Here is a 16,483-nt window from a genome sequence, read left to right as displayed (position 1 = left end):
CTCTTCTCTTCTCATCTCGGCCCGGCCAGCGGCCGGGCCGGTCTCTTTTCACCGACGTCGCCGTGACGGCCGTCGGCTGCCAAAACGCAAGGAAACCGACCATGTCACTGGTGAACGTCTTTAAGTCGAGCCTCTTCAAAACCACCACCCTGACGGCGGCGATCAACGCCACCGAGACCCCGCCGCAGCGCATCGCGCAGCTGGGCCTGTTCGAAGAGCAGGGCGTGCCGACGACGTCCGTTGTCATCGAGCGCAAAAACTCGCGTCTGGACATTGCCCCCGTCCTGCCGCGCGGCGCGGATCCCACGCCGATGAAGGATCCGACGCGCCAGGGCGTTTCCCTGGTCATCCCGCACGTACCCGTGCGCGACCGTCTGATGGCGGACGAACTTCAGGACGTGCGTGAGTTTGGTTCTGAGGATCAGCTCGTCGGGATCGAGGCCGCGCGCGACGAGAAGCTTCAGACGATGGATGATACCCTGACGGTGACCGAGGAATATCACCGTCTGGGTGCGATCCAAGGCTTGATCCTGGACGAGGATGGCAGCGTCCTGCTCGACCTTTACGATGAGTTCGAAGTCACAGAGCCGGCCGCAATCGAAATCGATGTGACACGTGAAGGCTGGACTATTGGCGATGCCGGTCTGCTGCGGGCGCAGTTTTCGGGGCTTAAGACGCAGATGCGCCAGATCCTCGGCAACAAGCCGGTTCGTGGCATCTGGGCACCGTGCGGTGATGCCCTCTACGATCAAGTCGCCAACCATCCTGAAGTGATCGACACCTATCGCGCCACGATGGAGGCCAAGGATCTGCGCGGCGATCCTTCCGAGTCCTTCACCTACGGCGGCGTGATCTGGGAGAAGTATCCGGGTTACGGCGATGTTGAGATGGATGCGGACGAATGCCGCTTCATCCCCATGGGCGTTCCTGGCCTGTTTATCAGTCGCTACGCCCCGGCGAACTGGTTCTCGGCCGTCAACCGCAAGGGATTGCCGCGCTACGCTATGGCGACCCTCGATCCGACGGGCGAGAAATGGATCGACCTCGAAGGCCAGACCAACGGCCTGCACATCTGCACCCGTCCTGAAGTCCTGATCCCTGGCCGCCTGAAATAAGCCAGAGCGCTTCGCTCACCCGCCGCCCGATCAGCTCGGGCGGCGGGCTTCTCCGAGCGCGCGTCATCGCGCCCTCCGACAAGCCCGTCGAAAGGAACCTGTCATGGATAACACGAACACGCCGACCTCGACCTCCCAACTCGCTCTTCAAGCCGCGTCCAGCCAGGCGCAGCCGACGCTGGACGCGGCGGCCGAGAAGGCGGCGGCCGAGAAGGCGGCGGCCGAGAAGGCGGCGGCCGAGAAGGCGGCGGCCGAGAAGGCGGCGGCCGAGAAGGCGGCGGCCGAGAAGGCGGCGGCCGAGAAGGCGGCGGCCGAGAAGGCGGCGGCCGAGAAGGCGGCGGCCGAGAAGGCGGCGGCCGAGAAGGCGGCGGCCGAGAAGGCGGCGGCCGAGAAGGCGGCGGCCGATAAGGCGGCGGCCGATAAGGCGGCGGCCGATAAGGCGGCGGCCGATAAGGCGGCGGCCGATAAGGCGGCGGCCGATAAGGCGGCAAAGCCCCCTCGTGCACGGCGTGGTCCGCCTGCCGATGGCGGCGAGGAAGAACGCGTTGACGCGATCCTGTCGACCTCCAAGCTGCTGGGCGCCGGCGGCGAACGTCTGCGCAGGGGCATGGCTGTTTCCGTGCCCAAGCGACGCGCGTTTGCCCTGGAGCGCTCCGGCAAGATCCGCTTCGGTTCGGTTGAAGAAGTTGAGCGTGCCGCGACGCGGCTTGGCTCGGCTCGCATCGGCTGATCCATCGTGGCCGGCTTCTCGGATCTCCTCGACGGCATCGATGATGCCATTGAAGAGCATTTGTGCGACGACGCCTTGTATTCGGTCGATGGCGCCGCCTTCGTCGGTGTCCGGATTCAACTAGATCATCCGACGCCGGCGGATCGGTTGCAGGCGATCTCCTTCACTCGCACGCGTCCGTCGATCAGGGTCGCCAAGGCCGCCTGTCCGACGTTGAAGGAGGGGCACTTCTTCCGCCACGGCGTCGACCTCTGGGAAGTTGCTGAGGCGCCCACGGCGGATGGCGATGGCCGTTGGTGGGTGGTCGAGGTGATGCCGGGGTGACCACTCTTGCGCAGCTGAAGGCGGCGCTTGTTGGCGACTTCGACAGGGAGATGGACGCTGGTCTGAAGCGGGTTGAGGGCGCCATCCAGTCCGCGCTTTTCGACTATGCCGGCGACACGCAGACGAAGTGGCGGCAGGACGTCGCTCAATCTGGCCTGCGCAATGCCGGGCGGATGACGAAGACCATCCGTGTACGCAAATACAAGAACCGGGGGCTGAACCCCGCCGCCCAGGTCTATTCCACCTTCCCCATCCTGCAGCGCGCATTCGAGCAGGCGACCACGGTCCGATCGCCGAACGGGCACTTCCTGCTGATCCCAAATCCTGACGTCTGGCCGAGCGGCCGCGTGCCTCGGCCTGGCGGGCGTAGCGGGCAGCGCAACAATACGCTGGCCATCGCCGAGGCCAGATTCGGAAAGCTGAGGCTGATCTACCGCCAAGGTCAGGCCTCCCTGCTGGTGGCCGAGGCAAGGTCCAGCGCCTCACGACCCGGCAGCTTTCGCAAAGCCAGCGCCACTGCTCTGCGCACAGGGAACGGCCTGACCACCATTGTCGTCTTCTATCTGGTCAAGGAAGCCCGCCTGCCACGGATGCTGCGCGGCAATGTCATCCGAGAGCGCGCACAGCGAAACGCCGTCAGCGCCATCGACAGACTGTTCGTCCGCTACTTCGAACAACCCGGCAGCCAGGCCCTTCTGACGGGACCGAGCAATGATTGAACCCGCCTATCAGCAGCTAGCTTCGGACGTCGCAGACGCCCTTCTGTCGGCTGGCTTCATCGACGCGACGGCTGATCTCAAGATCGACCCGGCGGCACCGTTCACCCCGACCGGAGACGAGCGGAGCCTGATTAAGGCGGCGGCGCTGGTGAAGGTCAAGACGAACCCGGTTCGTCAGCTGATGGGCGGTCCAAGGGTTCGCTATGTCGTCGAGCGCCAGTGTCAGCTCGAACTCGCCATCGCTGGTCCCGAGCGCTTGCGACGTGGCAATCGCGTCGAGGACGCTCTGGCGGCCTTGGCAGTCTTGCAGGACGCCAATCCCACCCTGTCCGGTACAGCCGAACGGCTGATCCTTGGCGAGCAGACCGACGACGAGCTTCCGCCGAATGGCGTGAGCTTCTTCATCACCTTCACCATCCGCGTCCGCTCGGGCGACGCGCTGGGCCGCACCCCCTGACCGGAGCCTGACATGACCACGGAAACCGACACCGAAACCGACGCGCCGAACAAGCCCGGCCCCAAGCCCAAGCTGGTGTGGATCGTCACCCCAGAGGCCGGCCTGCATCAGGTCAACGCCAGCGCCGTCGACGGCGCGATTTCCAACGACAAGGGCCGCCGCGCGACCGAGCGCGACTTGGCCATCGCCGGCGTCACCGACGCCCAGGAGGACTGATCCATGCCCGCTGACGTCTGGTATGGCGGCGACTGCGAAACCCGCATCGGCCGCCGCGCGAACCTGGAGACGGCGCCGACCGTCTGGCAGAACTTCGAGTTCCTTTCGCTGACCATCACGCCCGCTCAGGAATGGCGCGAGCGGACGAAGCTGGGCAATCCCGGCATCCGCAAGAACGTGCTGGATCCGACGCGACCGCGTAAGGGCTTCTTCCGCCTGACCGGCGAGCTGGTCGTCGACGCCGATACGCGTCAGCTACCGCTGCTGCTGCGCGCCGCGATGGGTCCGCCGGCGGCGCCTGTCGCCAATGGCCCGCTGTTCGATCACACCTTCGAAAGCGGCTCCAAGGCGGAGCAGTATTTCGACCTGGCCATCAAGGTCGGCGACAACGACATCCGGGTCTACGAGGGCCTGACGATGTCCCAGCTCTCGACCCAGTTCACGGGGGAGAACACCCAAGACTTCAACCTGAACATCAGCCTCGCTGGCCTGCGTCGGAAGAAGCTGACGGCTTTCCCTGTTGGCACGGTGACGGCCGTTCCGACCGAAGCGCCCATCCTGCGCGCGCTGTTCGAGGTCGACGACGTCGCCGCCGGCAACATGCTGACGGGCTCGTTCAGCTTCAGCCGCCAGCTGCAGGAGGGTATCTTCCTCAGCGCCACGCCGACGGTGTCCAGCCTGCGGCCGAATGCGACCCAACATTCCGGCTCGGCCTCGTTCCGTGCGATCGGCGCGGTCTTCGACCAGATGGACGAAGAGGAAGACACCTTCGCTGCGACCTTCCGCATGCTTGGGGTCCAGACCGGGCATCTGATCCGCCTGCGCCACCCGCAAGCCCTGCTGGCGCCCAGCGCGATCCCGATCAGCGGACCGGGCCAGATCGAGCGCACCATCAACTGGTCGCCCTATCAGACAGCGGCGGCGGCTGCGGCCCAGATCATCATCACCAATGACGTGGCGGCCTACACATGAGCATTCGCGTCGCCCTGAAAAAGGATCCGGTCACGAAGTCGCTGCACGGCGCCTACTTGGGTGCCTCGATCACCGTGCGCCGGCTCCGTAGTCCGGAGTGGCACACCGCCCGCGCCGCAGCCCAGACCGTCCTGCAGAACGATGCGGAGCTGCTGCCGCTTTTGGTCGAACATGACCTTCTACCGGAGGGTGGAGTCCGTGGTTGGAAGCGGATGCGCGACGACGACCCAGGGGCTTACGCCGACTATCTGATCGGGATTTCGGCCTGGCTGACGGCTGTCGAGTGCGCCCTGGTCGGTATCTCGAACTGGACTGGGTTCACCCTCGATGACGGCGCGCCTGCGCCCATCAGTCGAGAGGTGCTTCAGTCGCTGTTTCTGGACGAAAAGCTCAGCGACCAGGTCATGGCCGTGCTGACGGAGGCGGCTGTGCTGTTGATTGTCGAGGGGGAGCCCTTCGGGGCCTCGCCGAATGGCTCTTCGGAGCAAGATCCGACGGCGTAGGCCCCGACCACTGCTTCAACTGTCAGAAGATCGCCGCGCCCTGCAGCCAGGGCGTGGCGATCAAGGGCCGGTGGTGTCCCCGGTTCGAACATGCTTGCCGAACGGCGGAGGGCGCTGAAGTTTGGGACGCGGTCCAACGCGCCGGAGCCTGGACAGGTGGCGGGATGACGCCTCGCCGGATTGATCGACAGGCCGTTCACGCCCGCCTGGATCATGTGCCGGTGTGGATCATCGAGACCCTGCTGGATGCGTTCGAGCCGGCGGCCCTGAAGGCGGCCGGCATCGCTGAGAAGCGACGAAACAAAACGAAGCCGCGCGCACGGCGTGCACATGCCGAGGACGAATCCGACGATGACTGATACGACAGCAGGGCGCGGCGGCGTCGGCATCCGCCTCTATGTGTCAGGCGGCGAGGTCGTAAAACGCACCTTCGATCAGGTAGGCGACAGCGGCCGCAAGATGTGGGCGGAGATCGCCTTGGGCGAGAAGTCGGCTAACCCCGCCATCCGCGCGCTATCCCTTGGTGCCGGTGAGGTGAAGCAAGGCTTCGACGGGCTAACCAGTCGCGCAGGATCGGCTGGCGTCGCGCTGGGAGCTTTCGGTTTTGCCGGAATGGCGGCGGCGGCTGCACTAGGCGCGCTGGCGATCGCGACCCAAGGGGCCTTCGAGGCTATGAAGAACGCCGCCGATCTGACCGATACGGCCGATCGGATCGGCATCGGCGTCGAGGCGCTGCAGCAGTGGCGCTATGTAGCCGACGAGGCTGGAGTGGACACCGGCACACTCGAAGGCGTGATGGAAAAGCTGAATGGCACTCTTGGCAAATTCAAGATGGGCCTGGGCGATGCCAAGCTGAAGCCAGTCTTTGAAGAGCTTGGCATTACGAAGGAGCAGCTGAGAAACGTCCAGACGGCTGATGAATTGCTGCTGCTTCTGTCGGACACGCTGGGCCGCGTTTCAGACCGCAGCAAACAGGTCTCGCTCGCTCGTCAGCTCGGTGCCGAAGAGGCGTTGCCTGTGATCCGCATGACGCGCGAGGAGATCGAGCAACTGATGAAGGCGTCGAGCGACCTAGGCCTGGTGATTGACGAAGAAACGAACAAACGGCTCGATGAGGCGGACCGAAAGCTGGAGCGTGCAGGACAGCAGATGCGCATCGTGCGGGACACCGCCGTTGCGCCCCTGGCTGATGTCTTTGCCGACGCCGCCGCTGAACTGGCGGGAATGGCGGTCCAGTTCTCGGAGATCGAGGCTCGATCTCCAGGCTGGGTCCAGGCCTTCATGGCTATCGGCCGCGCCATTCCCGGGTCGGGAGTTATCCAACGTGCCGGTGAGTTTGCACTGGGTCGCACTTACGGGCGGTTAGTTGGGCAGGGAAACACAACAAATCCCAACGCCGCTGGTGTGTTCAACACAGACGAAGTCGCTCGCGGTGTGGCGGCCTTCGCCATCGCACCGAAAGGCGATTTCGAGACCAGAGGCCATGCCTCACGCGGCGGAGGCGGCGGCTCCTCGGCCGCCTCGGCGGCACGGCAGGCCGAGCGAGAGGCCGAACGACGCAAACGCGAAGCGGAACGCGCTGCCGAAAACCTGCGGCGTGACATGGTGGGCGCGCGCCGCGACGCCACCCGTGAGCGCTGGTCCGGCGACACCCCCGAAGATCGCGCGCAGTTAGCGAAGTCGCTGCTGGCGTTGGATCAGCAGGAAAGGGACGCCAAACGTGAGGCGCTGAGGGCCGAACTTGAGCGAACGGGCGCCTTGACGGAGGCGGCGAAGATCCAGCTGGAGCAGATCCAAACGCTGGATCAGGAGACCGACCGGCTCAAGGATCGCGAGATCATTCAGACCCAGCGTCGGGAGCTGGCGGCGAAGCAGCTGCAGGCGGAGACGGTCGTCGCCGACGACGCGATCGCGCTGCTGAACATCCAGGACGGGCTGGCGAAAACGACGCGTCAGCGGTTCGAGATCGCCAAACAGATCATGGCCCTCGAGCATGAGCTGGAGCGCAAGGCTCGCAAGGTCGCGGCCGAGGCCGACGGCGTGGTCACGGATGAAGAGCGAGTGTCGCTCTACAATCTGGAGCGCCGTCAGCAGGGCGAGATCAACGTCCTCAACCACCAAGAAGACGAACGGCTGCGTGCTCAGTTCAAGTCCTACGGCCGCGAGGTGACAGAGGCGATTCGCGAGGGCCGGATCGGCGAATATATCGGCGACCAGCTGAAGCAACGGCTGCTGGACGGCGCACTGGATCAGCTGTTCAACATTCTTAAAATGGGTGGCGGGTCCGGTGGCGGCACTTCGAGCGGCGGCGGCAACTGGCTCTCGACCGCCTTCAGCGCCGCAAAGTCATTCTTCTCGAAGGGGGCGGGTCGGGCCGCTGGCGGCGATACCTGGGCCGGATCCAGCTATCCCGTCGTCGAGCATGGCAAGCCTGAGCTGTTCATGATCGGCGGAACCGGTCATGTGACCAGCGCGGTGGAGACGGCGCGGATGCTGCGCGAGGCCATGGCCGAGACGGGCGGCGGAACCGCCTCGGCCGCCGCGCCTGTCGTCCATATGCCAGGCATCACGATCAACGCACCCGGCGCAGATCCCGTCGCGCTGAAGCGCGTCGAGGACAAGGTCGACAAGCTGCAGCGCGACATGCCCGGCATGGCCGTTCGCGCCGTCAATGACGCCCGCCAGCGCAACCACGGAGGCTGAGCTTGGCCCTGACCGCATCGATCATGCCGGACGTCGCCGTCGTCAGCGCCGTGATGAACATCCAACGCCTCGATTTCCAGACGGCCGCCACCGACGGCCGGGGCTTCGGCGTGACGGCCGGCGCGCCCTTGTGGATCCTGAAGGCCACCATCCGCGACGGCGACGAGGGCGAGACCGATGAATGGTTCGCCTTCCTCGATGCCCTGCGTGGCCTGCAGCGTCCCTTCTTGGCTCACGATCTGACGCGGCCCTATCCACGCGCCTATCCGAACGGCTTCGCCGGCCTGAACCGTGCCGGCGGTGGCGGCTTCGACGGGTCCGCCGCCAGCTGGTCGGTCAACGCCGATCGGGACCAGGTCACACTCACGGGCCAGCCGTCGGGCCTGCTGCTGAAGCGCCGTGATGGGCTGATGCTCCGTTGGGCGACCGCCGGCGAACCGCGCCGTTCGCTGCATCGGTTGAGCGCCCCGGCGACGGCGTCGGCCGGCGGCGTCATCACTCTCGCCGTGGAGCCGCCGGTCCCCACGCTGGTCCCCGGATCAGCCGTCGCCGACCTGACCAAGCCGCAGGCGGTGTTTCGCCAGGTGATCGCCGAATCCGGAATGGGCGAACTGGACGCGCTGCATTCGGCGCCCGGCACGCTGTCTGCGATCCAAGATCTCCGGGCCTAGGAGCCTCCATGAAAACCTTCAGCGCAGAGGCCCTGGCGGCGATCGCCAGCGGCGACGTTCTGACGTCCGGCGCTGTTCAGCTGGGTCGTGAGCCGAACCAGATCCGCTTGTGGGGCGGCCATGGCGTCATCGCCTTCGGCGGCGTCGCCTATCTCGGCATCGGCAAGCGGGGCTTGGTCAGCGCCTCGGGCGGGTCTCTGGGTGGGTCTGAGCAGGGCGCAGAGTTGACCCTGTCCAACGTCGATCCGGACGTGATCGGCCAAGTGAACCTGAAGACGCTGCGCGGTCAGCCGGCGGTGCTGTGGCGCCTCATCTTCAACGGCACCGGCGCGCGGTTGCTGCATGCCGAGGTCTTCCTGCGCGGGCGGATCGACCGGGCGCCGAAAGAAGAGACGCCGGGCGGCGAGGCCATCATCCGGGTCGGCATCGAGGGACCGGCGCGCGGCCTCGGCCGGCGCTCGGAGCGCATGCGGACCGATGCGGACCAGCGGATGCTCGATCCCACGGCCAACGGTTTCGCCGCTGTCGCCTATGCCGGCGAGAAGGCGATCAACTGGGGCGGCAAGCCGCCTCAACGCAGCGGGACGGCCTTCGGGGGCGTCTCGCCCGGCCAGGCGGCCGCCATCAACGTCCTGACGCGAGGGGCCATCCAGCTATGACCCGAGATCATCATGCCCTGATCGCGTTCCTAGAGCATCGCGAGAATTGGTCCTTCAGCTACAGCGGAGTGGCGTCGACCCACGACTGCGCCCGTTTCGCCGACGCCGGCGTCCAGGCCGTGTTCGGCGTCGCGCCTCTGTCGGACTTCACCAGCGAATGGACCACACGTCGGGGCGCTCGACGCGTGCTCCGTCGTCACGGCGGCATGGCGAAGGCCGTCAGCGAAGTGATGACGCCGATCGACCTGACGCAGGCCGCGCGCGGCGATGTCGGCATGCTGGCGGATGAGCAGTTGGTGCTGTTCGAGGGCGAAACCCTCGTCGGCGTCCGCCCCGATCGCGGCCTGATGCGTCTGCCCCGTGCGCACGCCGTGCGCGCCTGGACTGTCGCGGTCGACTGACATGCCCTTGAAACGCTTCCTCATGGCCAGCGCCTTGGCGCTGAGTTTCGTTGTGTCCGCACCGGCGGTCGCCAAGGCTGACCCGATCACCACGGCGATAGTCACGACCTTCACGTCGTTCGCTGCTGGTACCACGGCGTATGCCGTCGCCACCTTCGTGGTCAATTCGGCCCTCTATGCGGCCGGCAGCTGGGCAGTGACGAAGGCCGCCAAGGCGCTTGGACTGATGAAGTCCAATGTGGCGGAGCGACAGGCCAGCGTTACGACGCTGTCGCTGGGCGAAACACCGCGCGAGGCCGTGGTCGGCATCGCCTGTGTCGGCGGCTCGCTGATCGACGCCTGGAATCACGGCGGCAAGTACGGCACGGATTACGTCACCCGCCGTGTGGCCCTGGCAGATCACGTCCTGGACGGCCTGATCGGCTATTACGTCGACGACACCTACTATGCCTTCAACGGAAACGGGGTGCAGCCGGGCTTCAACGGCGCGCTGCAGCTAACCTTCGTCAATGCGACGCGGGATGGGGTCTTCCCGCCGCCCTATATGCTCCAGGCGGGCGTGGGGCTGACGTCGGCCGATCGTTGCCCCAGCGTCGCCGAGATCTGGATCACCTACAAGTTCGACGATCAGGTCTGGACGCGCGGTCACCCTGGTCTGAAGTTCGTCGTTCGTGGCCTGCGAACATACGATCCGCGGTTCGATCCTCAGTATGGCTACACCGGCCCGTCGCCGCAGACCTGGGACGATGTCTCGACGCACCGCTTCAGCGAAAACGCAGCGATCGTTCGCTACAACATCCAGCGCGGCGTCTATGCCGTTGGCCGGCACGGTGAGCTTGAGCACCTTCTGATCGGACGGGGCCTAACGGCCGACGAAGCTCCTGCAGCGCGCATCATCGCCGCCGCCAACGTCTGCGACGAGATCGTTGATGGCCGCCCGCGCTACACTGTCGGCGGCGCGATTTCGAGCGCCCAGGCGCACATCGAGGTCGAGGAGATGTTCGCGGCCGCGACGGCGGGCCAGATCGTCCAGCGTGACGGCGGCGTCGAGGTCGAGCCCGGTCAGGCCAAGGCGGCGGTCGTCACAATCACGGATGCGGATCTCGTCGCCGGCGAGGCGATCAGCTTCGACGAGTTTACGCCCGACACCGACGGCGGCCGGATCAACACGGTCATTGCCCGCTATGTCGAGCCGAGCCAGCTCTACAAGGATCACAGCGGCGCGGTCCTGCGTAATCAGGCCGACATCATCGAGGACGGCGGTCCGCGCGAGCTGACCCTGCCGCTGATGCTGGTCACGAACAAGGGCCAGGCCGACCGCTGCGCGGAGATCTCCCGACGGGGCGCCCGCCTGGAGCGCCGCGCGCGGATTGCCCTGGTGCCGATGCTGCTGGCCGGTCGCGCCTCGGCCGAATTGGAAGACGGCGACATCATCGCCTGGCAAAGCAATCGCTATCACGAGGGTGCGACGGTCCGATATCGGATCGAGGCCTATGGCGTCGACGAGGGATGGCGCAACACTCTGCAGCTGCGCGAGATGGCCAGCTCGGTTTTCGGCCAGGCAGATCCGGTCGAGGACCGCGCGGCGCCGCCGCCTGCGCCTACGCCGATCGACGCGCTCCAGCTTGTAGGCGTCCAAGCCGAAGCGATCACGCTGCCCGGCGAGACATCGACCCTGCCCGCCGTCCGCTTCAGCTGGAACGTGACGACGGACGACACGGCCATGACGGCGATCCGCGCCGAAGTGCGCCGGGTCGGCGAAACGGACGCGGCGCCCACTCGGATTGACGACGTCGCCAAGGGTCAGGCGAATGTGACCAACGGCGTCGGCCCCGATCAGGCGCTGGAATGCCGTCTGGTCCCGATCGGCGATCCATCGCGGCCGGTGCTGGCGTCGAACTGGATCACGGTTTCGACGTCCACCATCGTCGCGGGCGACCTGTCGCCCGAAAGTCCAGTGTGGACGGAGATAGAACTCCAGGGCGTCGCGATTGATGAGGTGACCGGCCGCCTCGTTGGTGTCGAGGGCATCACCGAAACCCTTCAGCAGGGCGTCAGCGACCTGGAAGAGGTTTACGGCGACACCGCGAACTCGGCGGCAAATGCGACGGCGGCAGCTGAGGATGCGGCGAAGGCGATCCTGGCAAGGGCGGGTGCGGTAGCGGCTGAAGCGGGCGCGATCGCGGCGAAGAACGACGCGGTTACTGCGGCCGGGGCCAGCGCTTCGTCGGCCTCCCAAGCTGGCGGCTTCAAGACGGCTGCCGAAACCGCGTCCGCCGCAGCAACGGTGCAGCAGGTCGCGGCGACGACAGCCAGGAACGGCGCGGTTGCGGCGGCCATCGTCGGCTTCCCAGACATCATCACCGCAGATCTGTTCACCGAAGGCGTGACGGATAGGGTGGCGCCAGACAGCCGTCCCAGCGTGACCGGCAGCCGGGTGGCCAGCGGCGCCTATACGACGCCGGTCGGTGATGCGGTCAGCTTTTCACCAAAGGCCTTTGTGAAATGGTCGCAGGGCAAGGTGATCGAAATCTCCGTCACCATGGAGGGGGTTTCAGGGTCGGCCGCCGCGTACGCCCGTCTCGCCGCGCGCCGAATGACATCGGGGTATGTCACCCAATCGACCGTCTACCAACCTGTGACGATCATCCCCGTTGGGGGCGAGGTTGTCCTGACCTACATCGTCGGCTTTGGCGTGACTCCTGCGGGCGGGGTCCAGCTTCCTGCCGCGACGGGTGCGGAATGGGTCGCGATATTCGATCAGACCAATCTGAACGCCAGCGCCAGCGCCGCAGTTGCAGGCGCGCAGCAGCGCATCAAACGCCTAACCGTGAGGGACGTCACTTCTCAGATCGCGGCTCAAGGCGCCGCGTCCGCTTCGGCGTCTTCAGCGGCGAACGCCGCCGTCAGTGAGGCAGCTTCAGGTCAGAACGCGTTGGCCTCTCAAACTGCAAGAACTGCGGCGGAGACGGCCAAGGGACAGGCAGAGTCGTTCCGAAACGAGGCGGCGTCCTCGCGCGACACCGCAACGGAGCAGGCCGCCTTGGCGACGACCCAGGCCGGTCTGTCGGCCGGTTCGGCTAACCAGGCAGGCCAGAAGGCTGATGCGGCCTCGGGAAGCGCTTCTCAGGCCAGCACGAAGGCTGATGAAGCGGGGGCCTCCGCAGCCGCCTCCCTCGCCAATCAGGTCAGTGCAGGGGTGGCGCGAGATCAGGCGGTCGCCGCCCTGATGGCGCAGGGCCGCCAGAACCTCGTGGCGCGTGAAAACGTGACTACTGGCCAGCTGGTGACACTCCCGTCGGGCGGAACGTCTGGCTGGGGTTTCTCCATGGTCGGCGCTGGCGCGAATATTACCCGGTCCATCAAGGTAGGACCGCTGAAGGTCAGCACGCCCTACAGCTTGAGTTTCAAGGCCCGTCGCACGTCCGGTTCGGGATCATTGTCGATCAACGTTGACCTCTATCCCGACACCTTGCCTGAGCGCACGTTCGACATCCAATCGTCTGCCTGGACCGAATACAAGTGGGAGAACATCACCTCGTCCAGCGGTGATATGACGCTGGCTACAGCGCAGCTGCGCTTCTTCCGATCAACGCTTCCTGCCGGTTACAGCTACGAAATCACCGACATCAAACTTGAGGAAGGCGCGACTGCGACCGCCTGGACGCCTTCACCCAAAGATGCGGCATTCAGCGCCAGTGCGTCTGCGACCTCGGCGGCAAGCGCAGCGGCAAGCGACACAGCGGCGGGTCAAAAGGCGGCGGCGGCCGAGGGTTTCGCCACGACGGCCGCGACCAAGGCGGGCGAGGCGCAGACCTATCGCAATCAGTCAGCCTCTTCGGCGTCCGATGCAGCCGGATATAGTCTAGAGGCCCAGGCTGCATCCGGCACGTCAGTCGCCGCCAAGGACGAAAGTGTCGCGTCGAAGTTAGCAGCCCAAGCCGCAGCCGCCACGGCCATTGAGCAGAAGTCTGAGGCCACAGCCGCCGCAGCGGCCGCCTCGATCAGCGCCGAACTGGCGGCTAGCACGGCCGCTCTGCGCGGAAACTTGCTCAAGAACGGCGGCATGGAGCGCGGCCTTGAGGGCATCAGCGGCCCAAACCTCTATGTCAGCAATGACTCTTGGGGGCCAGCCGTTCGCGTCGCTCCGGCTGGAAATGGCACCTATGGAGTCGATTGGGCGCCCGTCGATATCTTTGGTGGGGCAACCTATACGGTTTCGGGTGACGCGTTGCTCTTTGCTGACAGCGGCTCTCGCTACTTCGACATGATTTGGCTCAACGCCAGCGGCGGGATTGTCGGGGATAGCGGTCAGAAGCCTATGGGGCCGGGTGACTACTCAAACGACCGCGCTCGCATCAACGCGATGGCCTGGACCGAACAAGCCCCGGCTAATGCCACGAGGGTCGTTGTTCGCGCCATCTTTGAAGGCGTGGTTAATCCGACCGCTATGGGTGCGCGTCGGGTCAAGTTGGAGTTTGGAGAAGGGCCAGCAACTGCCTACACGCCAGACGCGGCGGTAGGCGCCTTGGCGGCCAAGTTGGACATCACGGCCGCCGTCGCGGCTGATGCCCAGACCCGCCTGGCCAATGTGATTTTCGAGGTCATCGGCGCCTCGGGCGGCGATCCCTTCCAGCTATTGTTCAAGACTATCGGATCGTCGTCGATTGGGCAGATGGTGGCCAGCGCGCTGCGCTTCGGCAACGTCATCGGCGGTCAGATCGTCGACACGATGAAGCTGATCGGCGGCGAGGTCTTTATCGTCGGCCCGCTTTACCTGGGTCCGAACAAGGAAATCGAACTCAATCCACTGAGTTCGAACCCGCATATCAGCATCAAGGTCGGCGGGGGACGGATGGCCTTTGGAAAGCTGCCGAACGACAATCTGATTTACTGGTTCGGTCCGTCCCAAACCGTCGCGGCGATGCGGAAGAACAACGCCACGGAATGGCGCGATACCCTCGGCAACGCCTATTTCGGCGGGTCGCTCGCAGCGGGCCAGTTGATTGCGCGCGACCGCACGTCGTCGCTCTCGGTGTCCGCCTCTGTAGATACAGGGCGCTATGGGTCGAACGGCGGCGCCATCACTGTGACCGCATCATTGAGCGGCGGGTGGGGGAAAACGTACTATAGCGCCAGCAATCTCGCCGCCGCTTCGGAGAGCGGGACGATCGTCGTGAGCCTGGATCGCGCGATCAACGGCGGCGCGTTCTCCAACGGCGTTGCGACTATGAGCCGCGCCTACACATGGTCTCGTGAAAATCAGGGCTTTGAGCCGGGACAGGGCTACCTGATCGTCGAGAACGGCAGTTACGGCGGGGCGATCACCTACACCGACCCGCAGCAGGTCGCTCAAGATCGCCAGTATCGCGCCCGCATCACCAACTTCAGCCCCATCACCCTGGCTGGTCCTCCGACCGTCCAGGATCTGAGCGTCATCAGTGTCGAATAGAGGACAGCACCATGCCTACCAGCCAACCCACGCCTGAAGATATCGAAGCCGCCCGAACCCTCGTCGCGACAGCCGACGCGGCCGCCGACAAAGCGCGCAAGGCCGGGGTGATCGCCAATCTACAGCCGCTGATCGCCGCCGGCTTCGGAGCCGAAAACGCCGTCGTCGATCTGGCGGCTCTGAGCGCTGTCATGCCGGCGAACTATGCCGCCCTCGCTGAGATCGATCCCAATCTGCCCAGCTCGGTGATGACCGTCGCCAGACTGAACCAGTCGATTAACGACCGCATCCGCAATCTGGTCGCGCTGAACTCGCCGCCCACAGCAGCCTGATCCTAGACCTAAGCCGCCCAACGGCTGTTCGACCACGGCCTGACATTCGGAGACCTCCATGGCTCGTTTCATCCGCTGGGTGGCGGAACCCTTCACCGTGTTCGGGATCGGCGCGACGATGAACCTGATCCTGAGCGCGGCGGCCTATGCCGGCGTCATCGGCGCGGACCGGATCGACCCCGACTGGGTTTTCCTCGCGGGCGCGGCGGGCGGCATCGTCTCCGCCCTGGTCCACGTCGGCGTGGTGTCGCTGGGTTCCGAACCGGCGACCTCGCGCGAGATCATGCGCTCGGTGATCGAGGGCGTGTTCGCCGTCGTCGTCGGCGCGCTGGTCGCCCGGTTCTGGGCCGCGCCCATCGCTCTGCGACTGGCGCCTGACATCAACCCGTCGGACCTGAGAGCCATCGGCTTCGGGATCGGGATGGGGGCGTGGCGCTTCGCGCCTGGTCTGTTTGGGGCCGTCAAACTGCTGTCCAACCCCGCCACCCTCCGCGATCTGGCCCTGCGCTGGTTGGGCGGCACGAGGGCGAACCCATGACCCCTGTCGATATCGTCACCGTCATCGCCGCTGGCGTGGTCGGGCTGACCGTTTTAGCCCGAGCGGATTTGGTTTCGCCGCGCGTTCGCAGTTCCTACGCCAGCAACTGGATCGTGCGACGACTGATGGATGTCGTGGCGCTTGTGACGGTGTTCGTCATCTTCGAAGTCGTCGGGGGCGCGCATGTGCCGGATGCGGTAGCCTGGTTCTTCGTCGTCGCCGCCCTGACCTCGACCGCCATGCTGATCAGCATGTTCGTCCACGATGGGCGCGAGGTGCTGGAGGTCCGCCAGGCGGAGACGCGGGCCGCCGACGTTCAGGACATGAAGGAAGCGGTGGCGGAGACGATCCCGCCGGCCGTGGAGCGCTCTCTGGAGAAGGTGGTCACGAGTTTCGCCGAACCTGCGCCCGATTACGATCGGCTGATCCGCATCGAGCCGGTCCCGCCTGCCCCGCCGCCCGGCGACTGACGAACCGGGTTCGCGAACGCCGTTCGCCTCATTCTTCCAAGCGAGTGATCATTATGACAACCTTAGCACAGACGTCGTCTGCATGCGGCTGCTCTTCCGCCGACTGCCGCATCAACGGCTGCGCCTCTCTCAGGCAGGCATCGCAACATGGACGATCGCATTGGCGTCCATGGGAAGGGGGAGCTGCTGCACAGACGTCGCAACTCCTAGTGTCAGCGCCT

Annotated in this window: 17 protein-coding genes; all 17 read left to right on the top strand. The window is 65.7% G+C overall.

Translation table 11 applies throughout. The features are described 5' to 3' along the window. The first annotated feature begins 62 nt into the window (after positions 1 to 62). Complete coding sequence (locus DT343_RS16350) at positions 63 to 1,115, top strand: major capsid protein (protein ID WP_146756781.1); 1,053 nt, start codon at positions 63 to 65, stop codon at positions 1,113 to 1,115. A gap of 103 nt (positions 1,116 to 1,218) precedes the next feature. After that, the gene (locus DT343_RS17650) at positions 1,219 to 1,845 is read left to right on the top strand and encodes a histone H1-like repetitive region-containing protein (RefSeq protein ID WP_220116752.1); all 627 of its coding nucleotides are present in this window, start codon (positions 1,219 to 1,221) and stop codon (positions 1,843 to 1,845) included. 6 nt (positions 1,846 to 1,851) lie between these two features. Continuing rightward, positions 1,852 to 2,169, top strand: coding sequence for a head-tail joining protein (locus DT343_RS16340; protein ID WP_112863707.1), 318 nt, complete (start codon positions 1,852 to 1,854; stop codon positions 2,167 to 2,169). After that, complete coding sequence (locus DT343_RS16335; protein WP_112863706.1) at positions 2,166 to 2,888, top strand: DUF6441 family protein; 723 nt, start codon at positions 2,166 to 2,168, stop codon at positions 2,886 to 2,888. The genes DT343_RS16340 and DT343_RS16335 overlap by 4 nt, the downstream gene beginning before the upstream one ends. Then, positions 2,881 to 3,345 carry a hypothetical protein gene (locus DT343_RS16330; RefSeq protein WP_112863705.1) on the top strand — a complete coding sequence of 155 codons (465 nt, stop codon included), beginning with the start codon at positions 2,881 to 2,883 and terminating at the stop codon, positions 3,343 to 3,345. The genes DT343_RS16335 and DT343_RS16330 overlap by 8 nt, the downstream gene beginning before the upstream one ends. A gap of 12 nt (positions 3,346 to 3,357) precedes the next feature. Next, complete coding sequence (locus tag DT343_RS16325) at positions 3,358 to 3,561, top strand: hypothetical protein (RefSeq protein ID WP_112863704.1); 204 nt, start codon at positions 3,358 to 3,360, stop codon at positions 3,559 to 3,561. A 3-nt stretch (positions 3,562 to 3,564) separates the two neighbouring features. Next, positions 3,565 to 4,533, top strand: a complete 969-nt coding sequence (locus DT343_RS16320) for a phage tail tube protein (RefSeq protein WP_112863703.1) — start codon at positions 3,565 to 3,567, stop codon at positions 4,531 to 4,533. Next, entirely contained in the window at positions 4,530 to 5,036 is a 507-nt protein-coding gene (locus tag DT343_RS16315) for a hypothetical protein (protein WP_112863702.1), read from the top strand. The genes DT343_RS16320 and DT343_RS16315 overlap by 4 nt, the downstream gene beginning before the upstream one ends. 164 nt (positions 5,037 to 5,200) lie before the next feature. Continuing rightward, entirely contained in the window at positions 5,201 to 5,395 is a 195-nt protein-coding gene (locus tag DT343_RS16310) for a hypothetical protein (RefSeq protein ID WP_112863701.1), read from the top strand. Continuing rightward, positions 5,361 to 7,739, top strand: coding sequence for a hypothetical protein (locus DT343_RS16305; protein ID WP_146756780.1), 2,379 nt, complete (start codon positions 5,361 to 5,363; stop codon positions 7,737 to 7,739). The genes DT343_RS16310 and DT343_RS16305 overlap by 35 nt, the downstream gene beginning before the upstream one ends. A 2-nt stretch (positions 7,740 to 7,741) precedes the next feature. Further along, positions 7,742 to 8,410, top strand: coding sequence for a hypothetical protein (locus DT343_RS16300; RefSeq protein ID WP_112863699.1), 669 nt, complete (start codon positions 7,742 to 7,744; stop codon positions 8,408 to 8,410). Positions 8,411 to 8,418: 8 nt separating this feature from the next. After that, on the top strand, positions 8,419 to 9,069 hold the full coding sequence (locus DT343_RS16295; protein ID WP_112863698.1) for a hypothetical protein: 651 nt from the start codon (positions 8,419 to 8,421) through the stop codon (positions 9,067 to 9,069). After that, a complete protein-coding gene (locus tag DT343_RS16290; RefSeq protein ID WP_112863697.1) occupies positions 9,066 to 9,470 on the top strand; it encodes a DUF6950 family protein in 405 nt (134 codons plus the stop codon). The genes DT343_RS16295 and DT343_RS16290 overlap by 4 nt, the downstream gene beginning before the upstream one ends. Positions 9,471 to 9,477: 7 nt before the next feature. Continuing rightward, entirely contained in the window at positions 9,478 to 14,922 is a 5,445-nt protein-coding gene (locus DT343_RS16285) for a hypothetical protein (protein ID WP_146756779.1), read from the top strand. Between the two features lie 11 nt (positions 14,923 to 14,933). Beyond that, entirely contained in the window at positions 14,934 to 15,254 is a 321-nt protein-coding gene (locus tag DT343_RS16280) for a hypothetical protein (RefSeq protein ID WP_112863695.1), read from the top strand. A 58-nt stretch (positions 15,255 to 15,312) separates the two neighbouring features. Next, positions 15,313 to 15,792: a hypothetical protein gene (locus tag DT343_RS16275; RefSeq protein ID WP_112863694.1), complete on the top strand. Its 480-nt coding sequence runs from the start codon at positions 15,313 to 15,315 to the stop codon at positions 15,790 to 15,792. Continuing rightward, positions 15,789 to 16,262, top strand: a complete 474-nt coding sequence (locus DT343_RS16270; protein ID WP_112863693.1) for a hypothetical protein — start codon at positions 15,789 to 15,791, stop codon at positions 16,260 to 16,262. The genes DT343_RS16275 and DT343_RS16270 overlap by 4 nt, the downstream gene beginning before the upstream one ends. Positions 16,263 to 16,483: the final 221 nt, after the last annotated feature.

It is taken from the genome of Brevundimonas vesicularis (assembly GCF_900445985.1).
Lineage (GTDB): Bacteria > Pseudomonadota > Alphaproteobacteria > Caulobacterales > Caulobacteraceae > Brevundimonas > Brevundimonas vesicularis_D.
Note: the sequence above shows the minus strand (reverse complement) of the source record. Positions and strands in the feature narration are given on the sequence as shown.

Bases quoted from the DNA above. Each gene is read 5' to 3' on its own strand.
- DT343_RS17650 (WP_220116752.1), top strand. From the start codon at position 1,219: ATGGATAACACGAACACGCCGACCTCGACCTCCCAACTCGCTCTTCAA.
- DT343_RS16330 (WP_112863705.1), top strand. From the start codon at position 2,881: ATGATTGAACCCGCCTATCAGCAGCTAGCTTCGGACGTCGCAGACGCC.
- DT343_RS16325 (WP_112863704.1), top strand. From the start codon at position 3,358: ATGACCACGGAAACCGACACCGAAACCGACGCGCCGAACAAGCCCGGC.
- DT343_RS16320 (WP_112863703.1), top strand. From the start codon at position 3,565: ATGCCCGCTGACGTCTGGTATGGCGGCGACTGCGAAACCCGCATCGGC.
- DT343_RS16315 (WP_112863702.1), top strand. From the start codon at position 4,530: ATGAGCATTCGCGTCGCCCTGAAAAAGGATCCGGTCACGAAGTCGCTG.
- DT343_RS16310 (WP_112863701.1), top strand. From the start codon at position 5,201: ATGACGCCTCGCCGGATTGATCGACAGGCCGTTCACGCCCGCCTGGAT.
- DT343_RS16295 (WP_112863698.1), top strand. From the start codon at position 8,419: ATGAAAACCTTCAGCGCAGAGGCCCTGGCGGCGATCGCCAGCGGCGAC.
- DT343_RS16290 (WP_112863697.1), top strand. From the start codon at position 9,066: ATGACCCGAGATCATCATGCCCTGATCGCGTTCCTAGAGCATCGCGAG.
- DT343_RS16280 (WP_112863695.1), top strand. From the start codon at position 14,934: ATGCCTACCAGCCAACCCACGCCTGAAGATATCGAAGCCGCCCGAACC.
- DT343_RS16275 (WP_112863694.1), top strand. From the start codon at position 15,313: ATGGCTCGTTTCATCCGCTGGGTGGCGGAACCCTTCACCGTGTTCGGG.
- DT343_RS16270 (WP_112863693.1), top strand. From the start codon at position 15,789: ATGACCCCTGTCGATATCGTCACCGTCATCGCCGCTGGCGTGGTCGGG.